The sequence below is a fragment of the Candidatus Merdisoma sp. JLR.KK006 genome (assembly GCF_036941035.1).
Taxonomy (GTDB): Bacteria; Bacillota; Clostridia; order Lachnospirales; family Lachnospiraceae; genus Laedolimicola.
Map to the genome: position 1 here is coordinate 51,515 of NZ_JAYMNS010000020.1, position 21,500 is coordinate 73,014.

At 47.8% G+C, this 21,500-nt stretch carries 21 protein-coding genes; 19 read left to right on the plus strand and 2 right to left on the minus strand.

Features of this window, described 5'->3' with window-relative positions; translation table 11 throughout:
• The 5 genes from VSQ61_RS14985 (at position 1) to VSQ61_RS15005 (ending at position 4,889) form a co-directional block, all read left to right on the plus strand.
• Positions 1 to 1,089 (plus strand): branched-chain amino acid ABC transporter permease, encoded by a 1,089-nt coding sequence (locus tag VSQ61_RS14985; RefSeq protein ID WP_334345201.1) that lies wholly within the window; start codon positions 1 to 3, stop codon positions 1,087 to 1,089.
• Positions 1,082 to 1,933: an ABC transporter ATP-binding protein gene (locus VSQ61_RS14990; RefSeq protein WP_502877046.1), complete on the plus strand. Its 852-nt coding sequence runs from the start codon at positions 1,082 to 1,084 to the stop codon at positions 1,931 to 1,933. Before VSQ61_RS14985 ends, VSQ61_RS14990 begins: the two co-directional genes overlap by 8 nt.
• Complete coding sequence (locus VSQ61_RS14995; RefSeq protein WP_502877047.1) at positions 1,926 to 2,645, plus strand: ABC transporter ATP-binding protein; 720 nt, start codon at positions 1,926 to 1,928, stop codon at positions 2,643 to 2,645. Before VSQ61_RS14990 ends, VSQ61_RS14995 begins: the two co-directional genes overlap by 8 nt.
• A gap of 327 nt (positions 2,646 to 2,972) precedes the next feature.
• Positions 2,973 to 4,250, plus strand: a complete 1,278-nt coding sequence (locus VSQ61_RS15000) for an adenylosuccinate synthase (protein WP_334345203.1) — start codon at positions 2,973 to 2,975, stop codon at positions 4,248 to 4,250.
• A gap of 33 nt (positions 4,251 to 4,283) precedes the next feature.
• Positions 4,284 to 4,889: an HAD family hydrolase gene (locus tag VSQ61_RS15005; protein WP_334345204.1), complete on the plus strand. Its 606-nt coding sequence runs from the start codon at positions 4,284 to 4,286 to the stop codon at positions 4,887 to 4,889.
• A 48-nt stretch (positions 4,890 to 4,937) separates the two neighbouring features.
• On the opposite strand, the gene VSQ61_RS15010 is transcribed toward VSQ61_RS15005, so the two are convergent.
• Positions 4,938 to 5,405 (minus strand): hypothetical protein, encoded by a 468-nt coding sequence (locus VSQ61_RS15010; protein WP_334345205.1) that lies wholly within the window; start codon positions 5,403 to 5,405, stop codon positions 4,938 to 4,940.
• A 357-nt stretch (positions 5,406 to 5,762) separates the two neighbouring features.
• Here VSQ61_RS15010 and VSQ61_RS15015 point away from each other — a divergent pair, with 357 nt between their 5' ends.
• Positions 5,763 to 6,101 carry a PadR family transcriptional regulator gene (locus VSQ61_RS15015; protein ID WP_334345206.1) on the plus strand — a complete coding sequence of 113 codons (339 nt, stop codon included), beginning with the start codon at positions 5,763 to 5,765 and terminating at the stop codon, positions 6,099 to 6,101.
• Positions 6,091 to 7,572 carry a permease prefix domain 1-containing protein gene (locus VSQ61_RS15020; protein WP_334345207.1) on the plus strand — a complete coding sequence of 494 codons (1,482 nt, stop codon included), beginning with the start codon at positions 6,091 to 6,093 and terminating at the stop codon, positions 7,570 to 7,572. Before VSQ61_RS15015 ends, VSQ61_RS15020 begins: the two co-directional genes overlap by 11 nt.
• A gap of 16 nt (positions 7,573 to 7,588) precedes the next feature.
• Here VSQ61_RS15020 and VSQ61_RS15025 read toward each other — a convergent pair whose 3' ends face one another.
• Positions 7,589 to 7,786, minus strand: coding sequence for a hypothetical protein (locus VSQ61_RS15025; RefSeq protein WP_334345208.1), 198 nt, complete (start codon positions 7,784 to 7,786; stop codon positions 7,589 to 7,591).
• A 525-nt stretch (positions 7,787 to 8,311) separates the two neighbouring features.
• Between VSQ61_RS15025 and VSQ61_RS15030 the strand changes: the two genes are divergently transcribed.
• The 12 genes from VSQ61_RS15030 (at position 8,312) to VSQ61_RS15085 (ending at position 21,474) form a co-directional block, all read left to right on the plus strand.
• The gene (locus VSQ61_RS15030; RefSeq protein WP_334345209.1) at positions 8,312 to 9,637 is read left to right on the plus strand and encodes an AfsR/SARP family transcriptional regulator; all 1,326 of its coding nucleotides are present in this window, start codon (positions 8,312 to 8,314) and stop codon (positions 9,635 to 9,637) included.
• Positions 9,564 to 10,490: a transglutaminase-like domain-containing protein gene (locus VSQ61_RS15035; protein ID WP_334345210.1), complete on the plus strand. Its 927-nt coding sequence runs from the start codon at positions 9,564 to 9,566 to the stop codon at positions 10,488 to 10,490. The genes VSQ61_RS15030 and VSQ61_RS15035 overlap by 74 nt, the downstream gene beginning before the upstream one ends.
• 18 nt (positions 10,491 to 10,508) lie before the next feature.
• On the plus strand, positions 10,509 to 11,558 hold the full coding sequence (locus VSQ61_RS15040) for a type II secretion system F family protein (protein WP_334345211.1): 1,050 nt from the start codon (positions 10,509 to 10,511) through the stop codon (positions 11,556 to 11,558).
• Between the two features lie 23 nt (positions 11,559 to 11,581).
• Entirely contained in the window at positions 11,582 to 11,920 is a 339-nt protein-coding gene (locus VSQ61_RS15045; RefSeq protein ID WP_334345212.1) for a hypothetical protein, read from the plus strand.
• A gap of 2 nt (positions 11,921 to 11,922) precedes the next feature.
• Complete coding sequence (locus VSQ61_RS15050) at positions 11,923 to 12,399, plus strand: DUF4860 domain-containing protein (RefSeq protein WP_334345213.1); 477 nt, start codon at positions 11,923 to 11,925, stop codon at positions 12,397 to 12,399.
• Entirely contained in the window at positions 12,396 to 12,848 is a 453-nt protein-coding gene (locus tag VSQ61_RS15055) for a hypothetical protein (protein WP_334345214.1), read from the plus strand. The genes VSQ61_RS15050 and VSQ61_RS15055 overlap by 4 nt, the downstream gene beginning before the upstream one ends.
• Positions 12,849 to 12,869: 21 nt before the next feature.
• On the plus strand, positions 12,870 to 13,334 hold the full coding sequence (locus VSQ61_RS15060) for a hypothetical protein (RefSeq protein ID WP_334345215.1): 465 nt from the start codon (positions 12,870 to 12,872) through the stop codon (positions 13,332 to 13,334).
• A gap of 7 nt (positions 13,335 to 13,341) precedes the next feature.
• A complete protein-coding gene (locus VSQ61_RS15065) occupies positions 13,342 to 14,397 on the plus strand; it encodes a type IV pilus twitching motility protein PilT (protein WP_502877048.1) in 1,056 nt (351 codons plus the stop codon).
• Positions 14,398 to 14,493: 96 nt separating this feature from the next.
• Entirely contained in the window at positions 14,494 to 15,003 is a 510-nt protein-coding gene (locus VSQ61_RS15070) for a hypothetical protein (RefSeq protein ID WP_334345217.1), read from the plus strand.
• A gap of 2 nt (positions 15,004 to 15,005) precedes the next feature.
• Positions 15,006 to 15,521 (plus strand): hypothetical protein, encoded by a 516-nt coding sequence (locus VSQ61_RS15075; protein ID WP_334345218.1) that lies wholly within the window; start codon positions 15,006 to 15,008, stop codon positions 15,519 to 15,521.
• Between the two features lie 27 nt (positions 15,522 to 15,548).
• The gene (gene lepB, locus VSQ61_RS15080; RefSeq protein WP_334345219.1) at positions 15,549 to 16,133 is read left to right on the plus strand and encodes a signal peptidase I; all 585 of its coding nucleotides are present in this window, start codon (positions 15,549 to 15,551) and stop codon (positions 16,131 to 16,133) included.
• Between the two features lie 31 nt (positions 16,134 to 16,164).
• Positions 16,165 to 21,474, plus strand: a complete 5,310-nt coding sequence (locus VSQ61_RS15085) for a DUF7601 domain-containing protein (RefSeq protein ID WP_334345220.1) — start codon at positions 16,165 to 16,167, stop codon at positions 21,472 to 21,474.
• The last annotated feature ends 26 nt before the right edge of the window (positions 21,475 to 21,500 follow it).

The following is a 21,500-nucleotide window of genomic DNA, read 5'->3' on the forward strand; positions in this document are numbered from 1 at the left end:
ATGAGTACAAAGAAAAAAACGGCATGGAACGTGGGCCTTATTGCTGCACTGCTGATACTGCTCTTTTTATTGGAGCAGGTGATGCCATCCAGCTCCATGCTTTTCACCGTATTAAAAAAAGGTGCTATCTATGCTTTGGTAGCAGTGTCTATGAATCTTTTAAATGGATTTACCGGTTTGTTTTCCCTGGGGCAGGCGGGCTTTATGCTGCTGGGTGCTTATACTTACGCCATCCTGACTATTCCGGTGGAGTCCAGACACAGTGTATATCAGTATTTTGACGGAGGAATCATTCAGTTCACGCTTCCGGTACCGGTGGCTCTCATTGCGGGAGGAATTGTGGCGGCTGTCTTTGCTTACCTCATCGGACTTCCGGTACTGCGTCTGAAGAGTGATTACCTGGCGATTGCGACTCTGGGATTTGCGGAGATCATCCGTGCGGTGTTCCAGTGGGATAAGCTGGGACCCATTACCAATGGTTCCAACCTGCTTCGGAACTTCCCGTCTTTTCGATCTGTAATCTTTCCCTTTGTGGTGGCGGGAATCTGCATTGCCCTGATTGTGATGCTGATCAATTCCACTTATGGACGGGCTTTTAAAGCTATTCGGGATGATGAAATTGCGGCGGAGGCTATGGGGATAAATCTGGCTCACCATAAGCGGCTGGCATTTGTTATCAGTTCTTTCTTTGCGGGCGTTTCCGGAGGGCTTCTTGCCATGTATCAGACAACGATCCAGGCATCTATGTTTAAGTCGGCTATGACCTATGAGATTCTGCTGATTGTGGTTATCGGCGGCATCGGCTCCGTAACGGGAAGCTGTATCAGTTCCTTTTTGTTTATTGCATGTTCCGAGTGGTGGCTTCGTTTTCTGGATAATGAGAATCTCTATATTGGCAGTTTTCATGTGCCTTTCCTGCGTCCGGGATTCCGAAAAGTGGTATTTGCCGTTGTAATTATGCTAATGGTGCTTTTCTACCGGCAGGGAATTATGGGAACCAGGGAGTTTTCCGTGGAGGGAATTGTCAATTTCTTCAGAAAGAAACCAGGCCGAAAAAAAGTAAAAAAGGGAGGTGTCTCCCATGAGTAAAGAAAATGTATTAAAAGTGGAAAATGTCACCATGCAGTTTGGCGGCGTTATCGCAGTGGACAATATGAACCTTGAGGTGGATAAGGGTGAGATCGTATCCCTCATTGGTCCCAACGGTGCGGGAAAGACGACTGCTTTTAACGTAATCACCGGCGTATATGCACCAACCAATGGTGCGGTCTATTATAAGGGAAATAAGATTATACAGAACCATCCTCAGGGCAAGATGAAAAAGCTGTATCGGGGAGAGAACCCGGTGATGTACACGGGACATCATCCAATCGCACCTACTCCTGATAAGATTACAAGGCTTGGGATCGCAAGAACGTTCCAGAACATCCGTCTCTTTAAGAGTCAGACCGTATTTGAGAACATACTGATTGCAAAGCATATGCTGCGTACCAGCAATATTTTTACGGCTGCTTTCAAGCTGAACGGCAAGGAGGAGGCCCAGATGCGAAGAGATTCCGAAAAGCTTTTAGAGTTGATGGAGCTTACGGATGTGCGGAATGAACTTGCCACCTCTCTTCCTTATGGAAAGCAGCGTCATCTGGAGATTGCCCGTGCCCTGGCCACCAAGCCGGAACTGCTGCTTCTGGATGAGCCGGCGGCGGGTATGAATCCACAGGAGACATTGGAATTGACGCAGTTTATCGGAAGAATTCGGGATGAATTTGGCCTGACGATCTTTATGATTGAGCATCACATGGATCTGGTTATGGAGATTTCCGATCGGATCTATGTACTGGATTTTGGAAAGCCCATTGCCGAGGGTACACCGGAGGAGATTCGGAACAATCCCCGGGTTATTGAGGCGTATCTGGGAGGTGCACAGGATGAGTAATATATTGGAAGTAAAGAATCTTCACGTTGCTTATGGCGGAATCCAGGCGGTAAAGGACATTAGCTTTGATGTGCCAAAAGGCGAGGTTGTCACTCTGATTGGTGCCAACGGTGCCGGAAAGAGTTCCACCTTACGTTCCATTGTAGGACTGGTAAAGCCGGAGAGCGGCAGCATTCAGTTTGAAAGTACGGAGCTTGCGGGACTTTCCACGGATCAGATCGTGTCCAAGGGAATCACATTGGTGCCTGAGGGACGAAGAGTATTTCCGGATCTGACGGTTCTTGAGAACCTGAAGATTGGTGCTTATATGAGAAAGGATTCTCTGGATGAGGATTTGAAATGGGTTCACGATCTGTTCCCTCGTCTGAAAGAACGTTCCTGGCAGCTGGCGGGAACCCTGTCCGGCGGTGAACAGCAGATGCTTGCCATTGGCCGTGCCCTTATGTCCAAGCCGGATTTGATTATGATGGATGAGCCGTCTCTGGGCCTGGCTCCCATCATTGTTCAGGGTGTGTTTGACATTATCCGTGAGATCAATAAGCAGGGAGTAACCATTCTTCTGGTAGAGCAGAATGCCAATATGGCTTTGAAAGCCGCCAACAAGGGCTATGTCATGGAGACCGGCCGGATTACCCTTACGGGCACGGGCATGGAACTTCTGGAGAATGAGGAAGTGAAAGCGGCTTATCTTGGCAAGGCTAAGGATAAGTAAAAAAGGTTTACAACAACTGAAAAAGCATGTATACTAGATAACGTTGGCGGCGGGGCACAGAGCCTTTGCAGCCAGCGTTATGTTTGCGGAACTGGAAACAGCAATACTCTTTCAGTACCCAGATGGATTTACGGACACATATTTTGGTGGCCGGAAATTCATCTATGTTGCTTGCGTGCTGAAAGAGTATTGCGGAACTGGAAATAGCAATACTCTTTCAGTACCCAGATGGATTTACGGACACATATTTTGGTGGCCGGAAATTCATCTATGTTACTTGCGTGCTGAAAGAGTATTGTGGAACTGGAAATAGGAGGAATTCAGACTATGGTAAAAGCAGTCGTTGGAGCAAACTGGGGAGATGAGGGTAAGGGAAAGATCACGGATATGCTTGCCCGGGAATCAGACATTATTGTACGCTTTCAGGGCGGAGCAAATGCGGGCCACACGATTGTAAACAATTATGGAAAGTTTGCACTGCACACGCTTCCCTCCGGAGTATTTTATGATCACACCACAAGTATTATCGGCAATGGCGTAGCTCTTAATATTCCGGTTCTGTTTCGGGAGATCCAAAGTATTGTGGAACGTGGGGTTCCGACACCAAAGATTCTGGTGTCTGACCGGGCTCAGATGGTAATGTCCTATCACATTCTGTTTGATCAGTGTGAGGAAGAACGGCTGGGCGGAAAGTCCTTTGGCTCTACTAAGTCGGGAATTGCCCCCTTTTATTCGGATAAATTTGCGAAGATCGGTTTTCAGGTAAGCGAGTTGTTTGCAGAGGAAAGCTATCTCCGTGAGAAGATTGCCAATGTCTGTATTCAGAAAAATACGATTCTTGAGCATCTGTACCATAAGCCTGTTCTTGATCAGGAGAAGCTTTATGAGGAACTGATGGAGTATAAGAGCATGGTGGAACCTTATGTGTGTGACACCTCTGCATTTCTGTGGGATGCGATTCGCAATGGAAAGAATATTCTTCTGGAGGGCCAGCTGGGTTCTATGAAAGATCCGGATCATGGGATCTATCCCATGGTGACTTCCTCCTCTACTTTGGCAGGTTATGGTGCTATCGGCGGAGGAATTCCGCCCTATGAGATCAAGGAGATCGTTACGGTGTGCAAGGCTTATTCCAGTGCGGTCGGTGCAGGGGCCTTTGTAAGTGAGATCTTTGGGGATGAGGCGGATGAGCTTCGTAAGAGAGGCGGAGACGGCGGTGAGTTTGGGGCGACTACGGGACGGCCCAGGAGAGTGGGATGGTTTGACTGTGTGGCTTCCCGATATGGATGCCGGATTCAGGGAACTACGGATGTGGCATTTACGGTGCTGGATGTGCTTGGCTATCTGGAGGAGATTCCCGTTTGTGTTGGCTATGAGATTGACGGAGAAGTTACGAGAGACTTCCCGGTGACTCACCTCCTTGAGAAAGCAAAGCCGGTATTTGAGAAGCTTCCCGGTTGGAAATGCGATATCCGGGGAATTAAAAAGTATGAGGAACTGCCGGAGAACTGCCGGAAGTATATTGAGTTTATAGAGAAGCAGATAGAGTGTCCCATTACGATGATTTCTAACGGACCTGGACGAGAGGATATCATTTACCGATAACAGTTTAGACGGCGATATTGATTGGAGACAGCAATGAAAATAACAACAATTATTTTTGATATCGGACGTGTGCTGAATGGGTATGGGTGGGAAACTTACCTGAAGAAAGTGGTGCCGGATCCGGTGGCATATAAGGCAGTAGAGAACGCCATTTTTAAGAATCCTGCGTGGGTGGAGCATGACAAGGGACTGCTGAGCGAGGAAGAAGAGATTCGGGATTTTGTAGCGGCGGCTCCGGAGTATGAAAAAGAGATCCGTGCAGTCTATGAAAATCTGGGGGAATGTACCTGGACCCTGGATTATGCCATTCCCTGGATCCAGGAGTTGAAAGGGAATGGGTACAAGGTGTATGCTTTGTCTAACTGGCCCAAGCATATTTATGATCAGAGAGGGAAGAAGCTTGATTTCCTGGAACTGATGGACGGGTATTTTCTTTCCTTTCAGGAGCATTTGATTAAGCCGGACGAGAAAGCGTTTTTGCGGCTGATGGAGAAGTATGGAATCCGGCCGGAGGAGGCGGTATTTCTGGATGATACCAGGGAGAATGTTCTGGCGGCCAAGAGACTGGGGATACATGGGATTCTGTTTTCTTCTCAGGAGCAGGCCAGGGAGGAATTACAGGCTTTTGGGATAAAGTGAAATTGAAAGCAGGCGAGAGGTCCTATGGCCACTCGCCTGTCAGTCTGTTCAGATATCGTTTGTGTGTAAGCCGCATTCCCGGGCTGTTTTTTCTATCTCTTCTTTGGGCAGCTTTAAGAGAAGAGCAGTTTGACTGATGCTGTGGGTGGAATCCAGTACATTTTTAATGAGGAGTTTGGTGCTTTGTTCAATTCCTTGTTCAATTCCTTGCTTAATCCCTCGCTCAATTCCTTCCTTAAACCCTTTTTCCAGCCCTTCCTTCCGGCCTTCTTCAATAGCTTCTTTCCGCAGATATTCCCGCTCCGCTTTTTCATCATACTCTTCCAGCAGCATACTTCGCACCTCCATTCGGCATTTGCTCAAAATATCCACCAGGATTCCGCATTCCATGCAATACTTCATGGCTTCCTCTACCGCATGATCCAGATCCAGTCCCTCTTGAAGCTTTTGCCGGATTTCTTCAATAAATTCCGCATATTCCCGCAGCCTTTGGCATTTTTCCAAAAGGGAATCCATAGTGTCTTTTCTTTTTCATATTTTCTCCTTTTATTATAGGGCTTTTCAATTGGTTCCGCAAGGATAAAGAATAACAATCATAGGCATCACACTCGCTTTTTATGGGTATGGAGGGGAAAGCTTAAAGATCTGTACCCATATTTGAATTTATGGTATTGGGAATTGGAAAGCGGAAGTGCTTTCTGTTAAGATTTCCATATTATGGTAGCATCATCCGGGGAAAAACGCAAGAGGTTCAAAAAAATATTATTCTTGACATACCTAGATTACAGAGGTATTCTATATACATAGGAAATCTATGTATAAGATAGCCTGAGAAAAAGGTATTGTATGAGATGCAGAAAGAGAGGTGATTTCATGGATAAGAAGATGATGGCTATGAGTACGGCCATGCTTCTTTTGAAGCTTCTGGAGGAAGAGGATATGTACGGGTATCAGATGATTCGAAAGCTGGAGGAACGGAGCAGCCAGGTCTTTTCTCTGAAAGAGGGGACTTTGTATCCCATTCTCCATTCTCTGGAGGAGCAGGAGGCGGTGGAGAGCTACGAACGGCAGGCGGAAACCGGGCGGATGCGGAAATATTACCGTCTGACGAAAAAAGGCGGAAAGCTTCTTCAAAAGAAAAGGGAAGAATGGAAGGTCTATGAGAAGGCGGTTCATGATGTCATGAGGGGAGGTATGTCCTTTGCGATCTGAACAACAGGAAAGATTGGAACGTTTTCTGGAGGATGTGGATGAACAGATTTCTTATCGTCCCATTCATGCGGCGGTGAATGAGGAGCTGCGGGCCCATGTGGAGGATAAGGCTGAGGTCTATATGGAATATGGTGTGGAGGAGGATGAAGCCTATGATAAAGCCATTCGTGACATGGGTGATGCTTCTGTGATTGGAATAGAGATGAATGCGACACATCATATTCGAATGGCGAAGCCATTGCTGTTTTCGCTGTTGGGACTTCTGTGCCTTGGCATAATCGGGAATTTTGTGGACAGAGGGTTTTCCCTGTGGGAGATATCCTATAATGGCTACTTTTTATGGGGATTGATTGTACTGATGCTTGTGGCTTTATATGGTTATCCGCTTTTGCTGAAGCATACGGGAAAGATATTGATACTTTTGGGAGCAGCAGGAGTACTCTTTGCAGTGGGCCGTATTCTGATTTTAGATACCGGGATGATAATGCCCTTTATCATAGGATTTGATCCAAATAGCCCCAGTGCGGTTTTTGGAATTCTACAGTTGGCGATTCCCGTCAGCGTGGTTCTTTTGTACCGCAGCCGCCATAAGGGAGTGTGTTCTCTTATATTGATTGGAGGGGTGCAGCTTCTTTTACTGGGCTTTATCAGTTACTGTTATTTTTGGGGATATGCGGATGTGGCTTTTTTGACATTCCTGTTTTCCTGTCTGGGTGCGGAGCTTTATATGGTGGGAAAAGGATACCTGAATGCGGATAAGAAGAAAGGCTTTGGAACGGCAATTGCCTGCTTTCTTATTTTAATCACAGTCTGGGCAGGGGTTCAGAGAGAACAGGTTTACAAGGAATTGGAATTATTTATAAATCCGGAAGCTCAGACGGAAAGTCCATGGGAGGATGGATACAATAATGTTTTGATTCGGGAACTTCTTGGACGGGCAAAAGGAATTGGAAAAATTGAACTTAGTCAGGAAGAACTGGTTCGTTATAGGACGGCTCAGTGGTATTATGAGGATGGTCCCGGTGTGTGGGGTGGAAATGGTATAAACAGAACCCTGGAGGACTATGTGGATTATCGGATGCAGTATCAGGGTCCATATGAACTGGAGCTTTTGGATATTCTGCCTCAGCATTATCACAATAATTATCGGATTGCAAGGTGGATTCTCCAATATGGCTGGCTTCCGGGCATAGTTTTGACGCTTTTTCTCTGCACAGCCTATGGATTTTTGTTTATCACAGCTTTTCGGATCAGGAACCGCCTGGGACGAATCGTAGCTTTGTCAGGAAGCCTGGCCATAGGGATTCAATTCCTGTTTTACCTGTTGGGAAACTTTGGATGTCAATTTGGAATGTTTGGAAATCTGCCTTTTGTGTCGGAGGGACTTGCCAGTATTACAGGCAGTGCACTGATGTCAGGACTGATTCTCTCTGCCTATCGGTTTGATACGGTGGTGACAGAAACGGAATAAGAATAAGGTTAAATGGCTATTTTTTCAAATACCGATAGATCAGAATATAGGCATACAAAAAGCAGGGAATTACGATCGTGCAGATCACGGATGCCATCAGCCAGTCTCTGGTGGCGGTGTGGTCCATAAAGGCCAGAACAATAGTGATAAGATACATGCCGGCTAAAAGAACAGCACCTAAAAGGGCCAGGATGCGTTTGAGCTTCCGAAACATAGGAAACCTCCTTTGAGTGGTATTTCATTTAACATAACACATCTTTAAAAAGAAGTATAGAAATTTTCAACTTTTTTTGTATAAAGCCGGAATATTGGGTCATACTAGAATTAGACAAAAGAGAAACGAATTACTTATATCCTCCCCTTTAGTGAAATCCTCGCCACAACGATGTGGCGGGGATTTTTTGCAGAAACTTACAAATAATAGCTTCCATAATATAAGCGTTATGCTGATTTATAAATGTGGTGCTGCCTGATACCAGTCTGCCGCATAGAATTATGAACTATGGAATAATCTGCGGGTGCTGGTGGATAAAATTGTAATTAAAGAGGAAAAAACGGAAAGTTGCTTCCATATAATTGAAAAGCAGGTAAAAATTATACCTTTTATATTATTTTTTTGTACAAAAAGTTGGAATTCGTTGGACTTCTACTTATTGTATGGTATAATTAACGAGTTAGTTTTAAAATAAAAATAAAATTTTTAAAACAAAAAACTTTTCCAAGAGAGGGAGGGACCGGCATGGAGGGAGAGAATTGTCTGAAAGTCCAGATGCTGGGCGATTTTGTAATGACCTATCAAGGAAAAATAATACAAACTGGGAGAAATCAGACCACAAAGGTTCTGCAGCTCTTGCAGTTACTTTTGTATGCCGGCTCCCAGGGACTTACCAGGCTTCAGTTAATCGAACGCTTATACAATGCGGATCTGGATGGCGATCGGTCAAATAACCTGCGTGTTACGGTTTTCCACCTGCGGAAGCTTCTGGAAAAGACGGGTTTGCCCAAGGAACAGTATATCAGTACAGAGAACGGACGTTATCGCTTTGTCTGTTCCTTTCCCATAGAGGTAGATGTGGTACACTTTGAGATGCTTCTGGAGCAGGCGGAGCAGACAGAGAATCCCGAACAAAGACTTGAGCTTTTGAAAGAAGCATGTTATTATTACAAAGGATATTTTTTGCCGGCTTTAATGGGCGAGGAGTGGGTGGTGATTGCAGGTGCTCATTTCCAGAATCTGTATTTTGCCGCACTGGAGGAAGTCTGCCAGCGGATGCTGGAGCGTAGAGAATACACAGAACTTCTGGAACTCAGCAGTTCAGCAGCCGCATTGTATCCCTTTGATGAATGGCAGATTTATCAGATAGAATGTCTGCTGGCTCTGGAACGGCCAAAAGAAGCCATGGCTCTCTATGAGAGAACCACAGAGATGTATTTTGATGAACTGGATATGCCTCCGTCAGAGCGGATGATCGAATGCTTCCGCCATATGAGCAGACAGATCCAATTGAATACGGGTGATTTCTATGAGATACAGGAGATGCTTAAAGAACATCCCCGGTTGAATGGTGCCTATTTTTGCACATATCCCAGCTTTATGGATATTTACCGTATTATCGTACGGACCATGGAACGATCCGGGCAGTCTGTCTATTTGCTGCTCTGTACCATATTGGATGAGAGACAGAAGCGGATGGAGGATTCCGAGAGCCTGAAAAAGCTTTCTGAAAGCCTGGCGGAGGCGATTCAGGAGACCTTGCGTCGGGGAGATGCGTTTACCCGTTACAATTTGAGTCAATACCTGGTACTTCTTACGGGAACCCGCCGGGAAGATTGTCATATTGCGACCAGTCGTATTGATACGTGTTTTCGTAAAAAGATAAGCAGCCGTCGTGTTCATGTGAATTATCGGGTTGCGTCTATTGCTAATATACCGGGAGATTATGGAGAGAATTTTCCGGATTCTGATCAGGTGGCAGAGTGGGAGGAAAAGGATGGGTTTAAGAACCTTGATGGTGCTTCTGACAGTCCTGTGTCTTCTGACCGGCTGCGGGAAGAGAACCTCTGAGGAGCAGTTCCCAAAAGATAACATGCAATCAGTAGAAGCCAAAAGCCCTCTGTCGGATGCACAGGGGGATTTTCGGGTGGTTGAACCAGGCTCTGTTTATACAGGGCCTATTGACGTACCGCTTCCGGAGGCCTCGGGCGATATAGTATATGAGGGGAATGGTGTCACGGTAGATGCCAGTCATACAGAGGACGGCTATATTATGGTAAAAGGGATACCCTCTGATACACGTTTAAAAGCCCAGGTCACACTGGGCGAGGAGACCTATACCTATGACCTGAACCAGCAGGAAGAGTACGAAGTATACCCTCTTCAAATGGGAAATGGGTCCTATGAAGTTCAGGTATTTCAGCAAGTAGAGGGAACCTCCTACAGCCCGATTTATCAGACGGAGTTTGAAGTTGAGATGCCGGATACAGATCGGGTATTTTTGTACCCCAGCCAATATGTGTGGTATACCAATGACAAAAATGCAGTAAAGCTTTCTTACGATCTGTGTGCCGAATTAAGTTCTGATGCCGATAAGGCGGCCTGCATTTATGACTATATTGTGGCATACCTTACCTACGACAATGAGAAAGCGGCTACGGTGGAAAAGGGATATCTTCCGGATGTGGATGCAACACTTCGGGAGCGAAAGGGGATTTGTTTTGATTACGCAGCACTCTTTGCGGCCATGCTCCGTGCCCAGGACATACCGGTACGGCTGGCTATAGGGTATGTACAGCCTGAGAATATCTATCATGCCTGGAATCAGGTCTATATAGATGGAGAATGGGTATGGATGGATGCAACCTTTGGCCCATCCTCCTCCCATACGGAAGATAATTACACACAGGAACGGCAGTATTAGAGGGGAGTGGGAAATAAGATGAAAGATAAAAAGTCAAAGAGCCTGCCTGCGGCAGAAGTATCTCTGTTTTGCCAGCAGGCGGCAATGATACTGAAAGCCGGAATTCCGCTGTATGACGGGATGGAGGTTCTGTACCGCAATTATAAAGAGACACCCTACGCAGGAGCCTTTCAGAAGATTTATGAGGGCGTTCGGGATGGGGGCACGCTGTATGAGGGTGTGAAAGCGGCGGGATTTTTCCCTAAATATATGGTACATATGGTACATGTGGGAGAGACATCAGGGGAGCTTGATCAAGTGCTGGAATCTCTGGGAGACTACTATGAACGCGAGAGCAGAATGCAGGCATCTATTCGAAGTGCCATCGTCTACCCCCTGATTCTGGTGGTGCTGATGACAGTGGTGATCGCAGTGCTGGTGATTCGGGTGCTGCCCATCTTCACGGAAGTATTTTTGAGCCTGGGAACGGGCCTGGCAGGGACAGAGGCGGCAGTCTTATCCGGCGGCCTGGCAGCGGGACGCATCGTATTGGCGGCAGCGGCCGTATTGCTGACCTTTGTGTTGCTGTTGTTTCTTATCTGGAGTGCCGGCGGAAAGCAGATTCTCCTGCGGGCCAGTCAGATTCTTCCGCCGGTCCGCCGGCTTTTGGACAATCAGACGGCTCAGCGGTTTGCGGAAGTGATTGCCATGGTTCTGGCAAGCGGCTATCATCTGGAACATGCCCTGGAGCTGATACCGGATCTGCTGCCGGATAAGCGTAATATTCGAAAGGCCGAAAAGTGCCTGGCATACATGGAGCAAAACGGTGACTTTGCGGCAGCGGTGGAACAGGCAAGTATCTTTCACCCTCTTCATGAAAAGATGATCCGCGTGGGCGTGGAGTCCGGCCAGACAGATCGGGTGATGGAACGGATTGCCGGAATCTATGAGATAGAAGTAGACGAGGGCATCCACCGATTGGTCTCCTGGATCGAGCCGGCACTGGTGGCGGTGCTGACCCTGATCATTGGCGGAATCTTATTGTCTGTCATGCTGCCGCTGGTGAGTATTATGATGTCCATTAGTTGACCGATGGGAACAGGAGGGAACCCATGCACTTATATAAAAGAAAAAAGAAGCATTTTATACGCTGGGTGCTGGTCCTGGGAATCTTTTTCCTGGCAGTCCTTTTTCTGGCCGCAGGCAGCAAGCGGATGGAAGAGACAGCCTGGAATGAGCAGCAGGAACTCCTCTCGGATGCGATTAATCAGGCTGTGGTAAACTGCTATGCCATGGAGGGCAGGTATCCGGAAAGCATACAGTACCTGATAGACAATTACGGGATACAGGTTGACTTTGACAAATATGCCGTTAGCTATGAGATATTTGCGGAAAATATAAAGCCTCGGGTGAAAGTGATTCGTTTAGGAGAGGCAGGGGATGGAGAATGAGCATGAGAGAGAGAAGACATGGGGTGAACGGACTGCTCACACTTCTGATTTACGGACTCTTTGCCCTGTTTTCGCTGCTTCTGGTGGTGGTTGGGGCGAGGGTTTACCGAAATATCGTCTCGGCAGGCAATGCCAATACCCAGGTACGCTCATCCCTGTCCTATGTGGCGAATAAGGTTCGGATGAGTACCCGGGCGGCGGGGACAGTCCGGCTTTGGGAGCAGGACGGAATAGAAGTGCTGGTTCTTGAGTCCGGAACAGAGGGGTATGAGACCCGGATCTATTACTGTGACGGCGTTCTCAGGGAAGTATATCAGGCGGCGGATCAGCCCTTTTCTCCGGAGATGGGTGAGAAGCTTATGGAGATCCCGGAGTTTCACATAGAGGAGACGGAAAACGGACATCTGGTTATGCATACAACGGATGCGGCAGGGAATCAGCACAGCCTGCATCTGTATATAGAGGGGAAATCAGTATGAAAATAGCGGAAAAGAGAAATCCGGCACTGGTGGAACTGGTTCTGGTGATTCTGTTCTTTGCTCTATCCTCCGTAGTGCTGGTCCAGGTTTTTGTAAAAGCACATCAGGTGAGTCAGGAGAGCCAGGCCCAGACCCTGGGCTTAATCTTGTCTGAGGATCTGTTGGAGCAGTGGAAAGAGACACCGGCCAGTCCGGAACTGCTGTTTTCTCCGGAGAACGGCTGGAGAGAAGAAAAGACCGGCGGCAGCGTTCGGACTTTTCTGTCAGGCTGCACGGAAAGCATGGAGCTGTCTGCCCCGGAAGATGCGGCCTATGAGATTCGGACAGAGTTGTGGAATGAAGCGACAGAGGCGGGCGTGTTATACCATATCCGGGTATTGATTACCGGTGTGGGGGACGGAAAGCTTAAAACAGAGCTTGAGACGGCCAGGTATGTGCCGGAAGCATAAGCGGGACAGAAAGGATCAGATATGAGAGCGAAGACAGACAGGTGGGAGGGACCGCCGGAACAAAAGGAGGGGGTTCGGGGTATATCCAGAGGGGCCGGGGTAGGAATGGCATCCATTCTGCTGATAGTAATGGTGCTGGCCTTTACAACGTTCGGTGTGCTTTCCCTGGTATCCGCCATGACGGATGTGAGGATGAGCCGCAAGTCCCTTGCCACAGCCGCCGCCTACTATCAGGCGGAGGAAGAGTTACAAGAGCAGCTGGCACAGCTTGATGCGGAACTTCTGGCGGGCACGGCGGAGATACCCCACCAGGGATTGTGGGAGCTTAAGGCGGACGTACAGGAGATTCAGCAGCTTCTTCTGATCGTAGAGCGTAAGGAACCGTCCGAGGGAGAGGGACGCTATCAGGTTCTCTGGCAGCGTCTTGTAAATACAGTGGAATGGAATCCGGGACCGGGAGTCAATATTTGGGATGGAGGAATGTGAGATGAGTATACAGATACAGGAGATCTTAAAGACGGGGTTGGAAATGGGAGGCTCGGATATCTTTGTGATTCCGGGGTCTCCGATAAGCCTGAAAAGGGGAGGAGAGATCTTTCCGATCACCTCAGATCGGGTGATGCCGGATTCTTCGAAAGAACTGTTGCAGCAGATCTATCAGCTTGCCAATCGTGATATTGAAGAGCTGGAAAGAAGAGGGGACGACGATTTCTCCTTTTCTGTAAAAGGTGCCGGACGGTTCCGGTGCAATGCCTATAAGCAGAGAAGCTCTCTGGCAGCCGTTCTTCGAATCGTAACATTTGGGCTGCCTGACAGTGAACGGATGCATATTCCCCAGGCGGTCATTGATCTCTATCGCCAGAAGAACGGCATGATTCTGGTTACCGGCCCGGCCGGAAGCGGAAAAACTACGACGCTGGCCTGCCTGATAGACCAGATTAATCAAAAGCGGAGCGGACATATTATCACCATCGAGGATCCCATCGAGTATATTCACTCCCATCAGAAATGCCTGGTAAGCCAGAGGGAGATTGACCTGGATACGGAGAGTTACGAGACTGCCCTGCGGGCGGCTCTTCGCCAGACACCTGATGTGATACTTTTAGGTGAGATGCGGGATTTTGAAACCATTCAGACTGCACTGACGGCGGCGGAGACGGGACAGCTGCTCCTGTCAACCCTGCATACCATCGGTGCGGCGAAGACCATAGACCGGATTGTGGATGTATTTCCCGCAGGGCAGCAGGCCCAGGTGCGGGTACAGCTTTCCATGGTGCTGCGGGCAGTCGTATCCCAGCGGCTTTTGCCTGTAGTTGACGGCGGACTGGAACCGGTATTCGAGATTATGATTGTAAACCCGGCCATTCAGAACATGATTCGGGAGGGCAAGATACACCAGATGGATAACGTGATATATTCCGGAGGAGATGCGGGGATGCGGACCATGGACAGTGACATCCTCAGGCTTTACCGGGCGGGGAGAATTACAAAAGAGACTGCATTGACCTATGCGGTCAACCCGGAACTTCTGGGGCGGAAACTTTCTTAAGTTTCCGCCCTATTTTTGCACAAAAACGGATGAATTTTAATGGGGCCATTAACAGTGCGTGAGGTACAATAAGGTAGAATAAGTAGAGGTATGCAGATGAACAGTGAATATATCAGTATAGCAGCCTCCAGTGTTGTCCGGCTCTGCTGTGACAGATTTGAGAGCGGGGACTGGGGCGGCAGATTTTATACAAGGTATCAGGAGAAGCCGGTAAGCTTTCGGAATACGGGGGAGCTGCTGGAGCGATTGGACGGATTTTATAACTGGCTGGGGTATCCCCAGGCATCCATGGAAAACCGCAGTTTTCGGAAGAAACCCTCCGAAAGGAGAGTTCTCCAGGAGACGGCTTCCCCACAGGAAGCCAGAATAAAGCAAAAAGGAGAACGAAGCATAGTGGTAAATGAAGAAGCGATGAACAAACATCAGGGTGAAAAGGCAACTTTCGTGGTACGTATTCAATATCGTCAGAATGCAAGCTGGCAGGGCCAGGTGACCTGGGCAGAGAAGAATAAGACCGTTCCTTTCCGCAGTGCCCTTGAATTGCTGAAGCTGATAGACAGTACACAAGAAGCACCGGAAGAGAGTTGGGATAGGGGTGACGAATAGCTATGACAGGAAAAGAGCTGAGAAAGCTGGGACGCTCCCAGCTGTTGGAGCTTTTGGTGGCTCAGGCGAAAGAGATGGAAAGCCTGAAAGAGCGTCTGGCGGAAGCGGAAGCACAGATGGAGAAGCGTCAGATCGCCATTGATGAAGCCGGTTCCATAGCAGAAGCTTCTCTGGCCTTAAGCGGGATTTTTGAGGCGGCCGAGGAGGCTGTGTCCCAGTATATGGAGAACATCAAGGACCTGAGTGACAGGCAGCAGAAAGTCTATGTGCAGAGAGAACAGGAAAACAGAAAAAAAGCAGATGAAATTTTGAAAAAGGCTCAAAGAGGAGCCGACCTGCTTCTGAACAGTGCCCGGGAGGAATGCCGGAGACTGGAGGAGGACACCCGTAAGCAGTGCCAGAGACTGGAAGAGGACACTCGTAAGCGGTGCGAGAATATGGTAAGTTCTGCAAAAAAAAAGGAAGCAACCAGTGATGTGATAAGCTTGCCGCTGCGGCAGGGAGGGTTTCGTTCGTAAGCTTCCGAAGATGCAGTGGGGATGATTATGAAAAAAAATAGTGCAGTCGAGGTGCCGGATCTCTCCCAGTTGGAGAAAGAGCTGAATAGAGTAAAGTATAAGAAGCGTTACAAGAGCGTGCTGACAAGCACGATCAGTACACTGATTGTAGTGGCGGCCATAGCCGTTCTGATTGCAACGCTGCTGATGCCGGTGCTGCAGATATATGGAACAAGTATGAGCCCTACGTTATATGACGGCGATATCATCGCCACCATAAAAACCACAGAATTTGAACAGGGAGATGTGGTGGCGTTTTATTATAACAATAAGATTCTTGTGAAACGTGTAATAGCCATGTCCGGCGAATGGGTGGATATGGATGAGGATGGAAACGTATATGTGAATGATGTGCTGCTGGATGAACCCTATCTGGTGGAACGGGCCGTAGGCGAGTGTGACATTAAGCTTCCCTATCAGGTTCCGGAGAACCGCATCTTCGTCATGGGCGATCACAGAAGCGTTTCCGTGGACAGCCGGAGTACAACCGTAGGCTGTGTGGCTGAAGAGCAGTTGGTAGGAAGATTGTTATTCCGGGTGTGGCCCCTGAAAGATATAGGGCCGGTGGGATAAGGATTGTTGGTATCAAAAAGGAGGATTTCTGATGGAGTCTTCGATTCTGAAGAAAGCGGGAAAGTTCCTGCGTGAACAAGGGAAAAATAATCGGTGGAGAAAGATCCTGACAGTACTGGGTGCGATCGTGGTGTTTGTGACAGCATATATACTGTTGATGCCTGCGGTTGCCTTAGAGCATAAGAGTGTATGCGGACTGGAGGAACATACCCATACAGAAGAGTGTTACGGCCAGGCAGCAGTCTGCGGTAAAGTGGGAGCCGGGGATGAGAGTGAAGAACCGGTAACCCTTGAATTTGTCTGCACATTTCCGGAGGAACTGCATGTTCATACCAGAGAATGTTATGACGGAGAAGACAATCTGATCTGTGGTTATGCGGATTATGCGGTCCATGAGCATACGCAAGGCTGTTATGAGGATGGCAGGCTGGTATGTCCCCTTGAAGAGATCGAGGAACACGAGCATACGGAAAGCTGTTACCGGGTCAATGACAGCGGATATATCTGCGGCCAGGAAGAGGCGGAAGCCCATACTCACGCAGATGCCTGCTATACAGAGAATCGGGAGCTTACCTGTGAGGAAGAAGAAAGGGAGGGCCATACCCATATAGATGACTGTTACACAGAAGAATGGGTGACCGTCTGCGGCCTGGAGGATGATCCCGAACATGTCCATGACGAATATTCCTGCTATGAAGTCAGCAGGACACTTACCTGCCAGGAAGAGGAAAGAGAGGGACACCAGCATGGAGACTCCTGCTATCATGTGGAAAGTGAATTGACCTGCGGCAAAGAAGAGAACTTAAACGGCCATAAGCATACGGAAAGCTGCCGTGGAGTGGTGAAAGAACTGGTTTGCGGCAAGGATGAGGTCATTCTGCATGAGCATACGGCAGAAGACGGCTGTTATGAGGCAGTCATGGATAATGACGGAAACCAGATGCAGGATGAGAACGGCGAGCTCCTTTGGAGACTGGTGTGCGATAAGTTAGAGGTGCTGGAGCACGTACACGACAACGGGTGCTATCAGGAGCATGTACATACGGAGGAATGCTTTGCGGAAGATTTGATCTGCGGCAAGGAAGAGCATGTACATACGGAGGAATGCTTTGAGGGAACGGTTTACTGCGGTCTGGAGACGCATACCCATACAGAGGAATGCTATGAAGTAAATGAAGCAGGGGAAAAGGTTCTGAAGTGCGGCCTGGAGGAGCATGAACACAGCTTTGCCTGCTATATCGGACCGGAGGTTTCAGAGGAAGACAGAGAGCGGATTCTCTATGTGGATCAGTTGATTGATGAACTTCCCTCATATGAAGAGATTGGCATGGAGCTGGCGGCCTATGAGGAAGCGGGGGATGATGAGGGATACGAGGAGTATTATCTTGATACTGCGTTCTGGGCAGAGATTAGCTATCGTTATTATGAAGATTTGGATGAATTACAGAAGTATGTGGTCAATGGACCAAAGCTTTTAGAAATGAGTTCATTGTGGGAAGCTTCAACCATGGCACTGGACAATACAGCCAGTGAATGGAAAGTGACATCTGTCAATCAGATGACAGCTAATAGCAATGATAATAAGTGTGCCTTATTTCATGGAGATAATAAATCAATAAGGGATATAAGCACGTCAACGTTTCTATATTGGAGCGGATGCGTAGTCGGCTGGCAGAATGAACGCTATGAAGTTATTAAGCTGTTGAAGAATGGTGAGAGCAAAGCCAATGAGAAGATACCAGAGGGAGGATGTATACTTTTCTTCTATGGGGACGAGGTGAAAGCTTATAAAGAGGGGGACATTGTAGAATTTGCATTAACAAAACCCTTTAACGAATTGCCTCAAGGAGCCGTAAGAGGAGGATATGGCACGGTATTCATAGGCGATACTCTAATAGCCCCCAAAGAACCCAAGGATAATCAGGTGACAACTGTTTCGGACAGGGCGAGCACAGCCGGGCTGATTAACATTAACCTCTACGATTATGGAAGCAATATCAATGATCTTTATAAAAGCGATCACCGGTATCCGGGATTTCAGGATGACGGCGGAACGAAAACGATCGATTTAAATAGTGGCAGTCTATGGGGAGCGAAAGGTTCTTACAATTTTGGCGGAAATATTGTTGCTGATTTGAATACCGGGTTTAGTCTTATCAATCAGGGCGGGCTGATCAATGCCACAGTGGGCGGTGCAAATACCCCCCTTCATGGAGTGGATGAAAATCACCCAAGTCCGATGAATCCCAATCTGGGAGAGGATGGCTATCCTGAACTGAAAGAGGGCGGGATATCTCTGGGCTACTTATTCAGTAATAGTGCTTATGCTACACGGAAGAACCGTGACGGGCTGGATGGGCTGTTCCGTTATGACGAGACTACAGGGGAATACAGCTTTGACAGCCGCAGCAATTTTGCGGAGTTTGATGCGGCCAGCAATCAGTTTATTGTATATGATGCATTGCTGTCGCCTAATTACATGATGTATCCCTTTGGAAACTTCCTGCCTTTCAGCAAGATTAATACAGAGGCCACCCAGGCCAGTGAGATTAACCGGGATTACTTCCGAATCATTGCGGCGACTGCGGCAAAAAAAGCAAAAGAGACAACCGATGGGAATCTGAAGACGGCTTACGAAACCCTGAGCAGAAATCTGGAAACATTTGTGGTGCAGATGGACGAAAAGTACGGTTCCAAAGATTGGGGCGGTATAGAAGCAGTCAGTGCCTACTTTGCCACATCCGGTATTCCCCGGACCTTTACGAAAGAAGAACTGGAGAAGATATACTCCGTTGACTATGACGAGGCAAAGAATTTCTTCTTTGGCATGAGCATGGAGATGGATTTTTCGCAGCCGGTAAAGGGTCTGACCGGTCTGACGAATGATATTCCCATGGAATTTAATTTTGCCGGTGATGATGATGTGTGGATCTATATAGATGAGATGCTGTACCTGAATCTGTCCGGTATTCATCGTCATGTGGGTGGCAAGATTGATTTTGTAAATGGAAGAATTTACTATTATGATTTGACTGTAGAGGCAGGAGATATAACAACAAGTCCCGATCAGACAGATACTTTCGAGCAGGTTATCAGGAGGAGCATGAAAGCGGCCGGAAAGACGGAATCGGAGATTGTGGCGGCTCTGGATGCAACCCTGAAAAAGGAAAATGGAGTTTATACCACATTTAAGGATAACTCAGCTCATAATTTCAAGTTCTATTATATGGAGCGTGGTGCCGGTTCCGGTGTGTGCAAGATAAATTTCAACTTCCCATTGCTGGAGAAGAACGCCCTCGCTCTTGGCAAGTCGTTGAGTGTTGATAACGGAGAAGTGGAAGAAGTGCTGGGCAATCCGGACTTCCTGTTCCAGGTATTGGCAGCAAACAGCAATAATGATAAGCCGGGTGAAAATGAACCGGAAGAACTCTTCATCAAAAAGGGCACGGCGTACAACGTTTATCGTCCCCGCTGCGGAATGGACACTTCAGAGGAACACCGACACAATGGGGACTGTTATGTGCAGTGCAAAATGGCGGCATCCGATGAACATCGGCACAGCGGAAAGTGCTATGGAGATAATCCGGCAAGAACGGGTATCACAGGGGAGGGCGGCATCATTACCCTGAAAAAGGATGAGTGTGCAGTATTTCCGGAGCTTTCGGTAATAAGCGGCGGATATTACATTCGGGAACTTTTTGACAGCAGTTCCATTGATCAGTATGCGGATGTGCAGGGAGGAGGCAGTTCCACCACTGACCGTAATGATATTCATGTAGGAGATAAGACTTTCGTAGGAAAAGAGACGGAAATTTACCATATGCTGAACGGCAGCACGTTCTTTGCTTTTGATAATAAAGTGAAAACTACAAAGCTGGGCAGACTGAAGATTACTAAGGAATTGGTAATAGGAGAGGTGGATGCAGAAAGTTCGGAAGAGACATTCCGCATAGAAGTGCAGTTAAGCGGCACGAAGCTGCCGGTAGGTACATCCTACACGGTAACAAATACCGACGGAACAGAAGAGACAAGAACCGTAGAGGAGGAGGGTATTATTCTCTTAAAGGGCGGTGAGACGGCACTGATTGAGAAGATTCTGGCAGGTACCGAGTATACCATTCAGGAGGATCCGGCATCCACAGAGGGGTATCAGGTAGGCTATAAGCCGCCCGCCATGGGAAATGAAATGGCAGGGGATGAGGCCCATTACGGAAAACCCTATGTGAAAGGAATCGTCAGCATCTATGATGAGGATGAGACGAAGATTTCTACTACAATAACGAATACAACCAAAGGTACAGGACTGGAGATACCGATTCATAAGTTGTTCAGTAATCCGGACGGCAGCAGCCATGCATACAGATTCCAACTGGTAGAGTTGGACGGCATACAGGGTAATGCAGTAGAGGACGGAAGAAAGGGAGAGGTTTCCCTTGTGTTTGAAAAGGGCACGGCTGATATGGCTTTAGAACAGGAAACGAGATTTGCTCCGATTCTGTATCTGACCAAGAATCTGAAAGATGGAGAGACTGCAACATATTATTACCAGATCACCGAGCTTGCAGAGGAGACTGAGACTGAAAAAGATCCGACGGTACGATATGACGAGACAGCCTATACGGTGGAAGTTCAGGTTACCAGAAAGAATGAGACCGTGACTGTGAATAAGGTTCTCATTCATAAAGAGGGAGTCGAACCGACTGAGGTTACCCTTACTCCGGAAGAAAACGGAATTGTCACATTCGCAGGCGATAAGAGTCCGCTGACATTTAAGAATACACTGCTCCATGATCTGACAGTGCGGAAGCTGGCATCCGGCGGAAACAGCAGCGAAGCCACATTCAAGTTCGACATAGAACTGACGGGAAGTAATGAAACGGTAATCGTAGACGGTACGTACCCTTATGAGATTGAAAGGGTTAATGACAACCTGGAATCCGAGATACAGACAGGAGAGGTTACATTCCAAAGTGGAAAGGCATCTATAGAGCTTCGTTCAAAAGATACCCTGACCATCAAGGGTCTGCCCTACGGAGTAAGCTGGAAAGTAGTGGAGACTACCATTGACGGATATTATGTGGGCCATATCACGGGAGAAGATCCGGTACTGGCAGTTGATGACAGGAAGCAGGATGAAAAAGAGGGGGCCGAAGCCAGCGGTGAACTGACAGAGACCACAGACAGCGTAACGTTCATTAACCGAACCACCTATGAACTTCCGGAATCCGGAGGGCCGGGTACAAACTTATATACAATGGCAGGCATCAGCTTGTTGCTGATGGCGGGCCTGATGTATAGAAAAAAAATCAGGGAAAGGAGGGCGGGTTCCTCCAGGAACTGAATATGCGGCCCCTGGCCGTTGAAACT

Bases quoted from the DNA above. Each gene is read 5' to 3' on its own strand.
- VSQ61_RS15005 (WP_334345204.1), top strand. From the start codon at position 4,284: ATGAAAATAACAACAATTATTTTTGATATCGGACGTGTGCTGAATGGG.
- lepB (WP_334345219.1), top strand. From the start codon at position 15,549: ATGAAAAAAAATAGTGCAGTCGAGGTGCCGGATCTCTCCCAGTTGGAG.
- VSQ61_RS15000 (WP_334345203.1), top strand. From the start codon at position 2,973: ATGGTAAAAGCAGTCGTTGGAGCAAACTGGGGAGATGAGGGTAAGGGA.
- VSQ61_RS15010 (WP_334345205.1), bottom strand. From the start codon at position 5,405: ATGGATTCCCTTTTGGAAAAATGCCAAAGGCTGCGGGAATATGCGGAA.
- VSQ61_RS14985 (WP_334345201.1), top strand. From the start codon at position 1: ATGAGTACAAAGAAAAAAACGGCATGGAACGTGGGCCTTATTGCTGCA.
- VSQ61_RS15050 (WP_334345213.1), top strand. From the start codon at position 11,923: ATGAGAGAGAGAAGACATGGGGTGAACGGACTGCTCACACTTCTGATT.
- VSQ61_RS14995 (WP_502877047.1), top strand. From the start codon at position 1,926: ATGAGTAATATATTGGAAGTAAAGAATCTTCACGTTGCTTATGGCGGA.
- VSQ61_RS15040 (WP_334345211.1), top strand. From the start codon at position 10,509: ATGAAAGATAAAAAGTCAAAGAGCCTGCCTGCGGCAGAAGTATCTCTG.
- VSQ61_RS15070 (WP_334345217.1), top strand. From the start codon at position 14,494: ATGAACAGTGAATATATCAGTATAGCAGCCTCCAGTGTTGTCCGGCTC.
- VSQ61_RS15075 (WP_334345218.1), top strand. From the start codon at position 15,006: ATGACAGGAAAAGAGCTGAGAAAGCTGGGACGCTCCCAGCTGTTGGAG.
- VSQ61_RS14990 (WP_502877046.1), top strand. From the start codon at position 1,082: ATGAGTAAAGAAAATGTATTAAAAGTGGAAAATGTCACCATGCAGTTT.
- VSQ61_RS15015 (WP_334345206.1), top strand. From the start codon at position 5,763: ATGGATAAGAAGATGATGGCTATGAGTACGGCCATGCTTCTTTTGAAG.
- VSQ61_RS15045 (WP_334345212.1), top strand. From the start codon at position 11,582: ATGCACTTATATAAAAGAAAAAAGAAGCATTTTATACGCTGGGTGCTG.
- VSQ61_RS15060 (WP_334345215.1), top strand. From the start codon at position 12,870: ATGAGAGCGAAGACAGACAGGTGGGAGGGACCGCCGGAACAAAAGGAG.
- VSQ61_RS15055 (WP_334345214.1), top strand. From the start codon at position 12,396: ATGAAAATAGCGGAAAAGAGAAATCCGGCACTGGTGGAACTGGTTCTG.
- VSQ61_RS15085 (WP_334345220.1), top strand. From the start codon at position 16,165: ATGGAGTCTTCGATTCTGAAGAAAGCGGGAAAGTTCCTGCGTGAACAA.
- VSQ61_RS15030 (WP_334345209.1), top strand. From the start codon at position 8,312: ATGGAGGGAGAGAATTGTCTGAAAGTCCAGATGCTGGGCGATTTTGTA.
- VSQ61_RS15035 (WP_334345210.1), top strand. From the start codon at position 9,564: ATGGGTTTAAGAACCTTGATGGTGCTTCTGACAGTCCTGTGTCTTCTG.
- VSQ61_RS15025 (WP_334345208.1), bottom strand. From the start codon at position 7,786: ATGTTTCGGAAGCTCAAACGCATCCTGGCCCTTTTAGGTGCTGTTCTT.